Below are 2,083 nucleotides of genomic sequence, written 5' to 3'. Positions count from 1 at the left end.
CAAGTATGAACAGGGTTTGATTCGTGGTGCTGAGCTGCTGAAAAAGCTGGATATGAAGGATTTTAAATGGCTAAGAAGGTAAAGCTGGGCGACATTTTGCAGGTGTTAACCTCGCAGGGTGTCGCGTATGCGCAAGTTACTCATAAGCATCCTGAATTTGGTTTTTTAATTCGTGTTTTCCCCGGATTTCATAATTAACAACCAAAAGATTTTTCGGTTGTTGTTGATGGCGAGCCACAATTTTCCGCATTCTTTGTTGTTCAAAGTGCGGTAAATCAAGGCCTCCTATCCGTTGTGGAAAATGTCCCAGTGCCCGAAAGGCTACAAGTATTTCCTACATTCCGCTCCAGAAATGGCGGACCGGGTGGTTCCCTTTGGCTGTGGGATGGTAAAGAGTCATTTCGACTCGAAAGAGAATTTAGGCCTAATGAATTGGAGTATCCGGCAGAAGGAATTAATTGAGTATGGTCAGGGTAAAGGCATTACGGTAAAAATTACCAAGGTGAATTAAGATGAACGATGTTGTGAAAACAGCCTGGGCGGATGCAGGAGTCAATCAGGAATTTATTTACGTTAAAACTTATTCTGGCTATCGGAGTAGTCGAGCTGATCCACAGGGTGTCGAGCATCACGCCAGCCCTGAAACTAGTGATCAAGAGTTAGGCTTTGCTGTACTTGACGCCTTGACTCATAGCCGATTTGTGCTTCCCGAACCGCGAAAGGATGTTTGGATTCATCCTGAGGCTACTTTTGATATGGAGCTATACGACTACAGCCTGACCAATCTACGATATGATCAATGGGTTGGGAGCATTTTGGAACGCTATGGCTACAAGACTAAGCGTGCATTATTTAAAGATATGAAAAAATGCAGTATCGAAAGTAAGCGTGATCAGATCACTATTCGCCCCAGCCATCACGAAAAGCTAGAAGCCTGGAGTGGCAATGGTATAAGTGAGAGTGACTATGTCACTATCCCCAGCGGTAGTAGTCCTTCTGATGTAGGTGCGGCCTTACGCTTGGCTTTTAGTCGGTGCACCTAATGTGTAGAGGTTTCGAGTTGATCTGACACCGGCCATGCGCCGGTGTTATTTTGTCTGAATCACCCTGGGTTTCGTGGAGGCCGGCAAGCATTGGTGAGACGCTAACTAAAGACGCATTGGAGGCTCTTGAAAGAAAATATGGCGAAGCTTTGCTTGGACGTGCAAAAGACGCCACTCGCTTCATCGATGGCATCAAGGTTGTTGATCAAAAAACTGGTCAGGTTTTCCAAGGTAGAGTTGATCTTGGCCAACCTTGGATCGGATAAAGTCAGGTGGATCTTTCCCTCATCGAAACGACGGTTCTATATTCCAGAATCGCGCATCGGATCTGCCGCAGAAACCAGCCGGTTACTACACTGAATACGTCCATCCTACGCCCGGTATAGTAGGGCCAGGACCTCAGCGAATCGTCGTAGGGAAAGGCGGCGAAATGTATTACACAGCCGACCACTACAAAACCTTCATCCCGATAAAAAAGTGAGGCCTGTCGAAAATGTTGCCATTCAAGTTTGTGGACATCCCGCCTTCATATGACGCGGCCGAGGTTTTTTATGTACGGATTGACCCCTCCATTGGGATTGCAGAGGAATTGATAAGAGCGCTGTATTATCTACTTTGGTTGCCGGGATATTTTGGATTTAACTGGGATGCCTTATATGATTGCTTAAGAGATCTTAGCTGGATTCCATGCCATAAAATCGTCCTTGTACATGTGAATCTTCCAGAATTGCCAAGAGAGGATCTACAGGTATACCTTGAGATTTTACGTGACGCGGTCCTTGATTGGGTTGGTGACGAAGAACACGAGATAGAAGTAGTCTTCAGAGAAATTGATAGGCTTACGGTCGAGAATCTGCTAGAAAAATAGATTAAGCCGTTGGTGCAAAAGGCGCAGGTGAGGTTGCCTCTATAGGCGGAAAGACCTGTGTTTATAACTGCGTTGTTGATGGTGTGACTCGTTACGTTGGAATAACCGATGACATAGTTAAACGTGGTCAAGCTCACCTCAGAGAAAAAGGCATCACGATTGACAGAATAGA

At 45.7% G+C, this 2,083-nt stretch carries 5 protein-coding genes; all 5 read left to right on the top strand.

The window, feature by feature from the left end; translation table 11 throughout:
- The first annotated feature begins 66 nt into the window (after positions 1-66).
- The 5 genes from NTD81_RS19325 to NTD81_RS19310 all read left to right on the top strand — a co-directional run bounded on the left by NTD81_RS19325 (position 67) and on the right by NTD81_RS19310 (position 1,911).
- Complete coding sequence (locus NTD81_RS19325; RefSeq protein ID WP_262184383.1) at positions 67-198, top strand: hypothetical protein; 132 nt, start codon at positions 67-69, stop codon at positions 196-198.
- Positions 199-512: 314 nt separating this feature from the next.
- Positions 513-1,043: a contact-dependent growth inhibition system immunity protein gene (locus NTD81_RS19320; RefSeq protein WP_262184382.1), complete on the top strand. Its 531-nt coding sequence runs from the start codon at positions 513-515 to the stop codon at positions 1,041-1,043.
- Positions 1,044-1,093: 50 nt separating this feature from the next.
- Positions 1,094-1,309 carry a hypothetical protein gene (locus tag NTD81_RS19315; RefSeq protein WP_262184381.1) on the top strand — a complete coding sequence of 72 codons (216 nt, stop codon included), beginning with the start codon at positions 1,094-1,096 and terminating at the stop codon, positions 1,307-1,309.
- Positions 1,297-1,524, top strand: coding sequence for a ribonuclease domain-containing protein (locus NTD81_RS21520; RefSeq protein ID WP_410017185.1), 228 nt, complete (start codon positions 1,297-1,299; stop codon positions 1,522-1,524). The genes NTD81_RS19315 and NTD81_RS21520 overlap by 13 nt, the downstream gene beginning before the upstream one ends.
- Positions 1,525-1,536: 12 nt before the next feature.
- Positions 1,537-1,911, top strand: a complete 375-nt coding sequence (locus NTD81_RS19310) for a barstar family protein (RefSeq protein WP_262184380.1) — start codon at positions 1,537-1,539, stop codon at positions 1,909-1,911.
- Positions 1,912-2,083: the final 172 nt, after the last annotated feature.

It is taken from the genome of Pseudomonas sp. 5P_3.1_Bac2 (assembly GCF_025465995.1).
Taxonomy (GTDB): Bacteria; Pseudomonadota; Gammaproteobacteria; order Pseudomonadales; family Pseudomonadaceae; genus Aquipseudomonas.
Note: the sequence above shows the minus strand (reverse complement) of the source record. Positions and strands in the feature narration are given on the sequence as shown.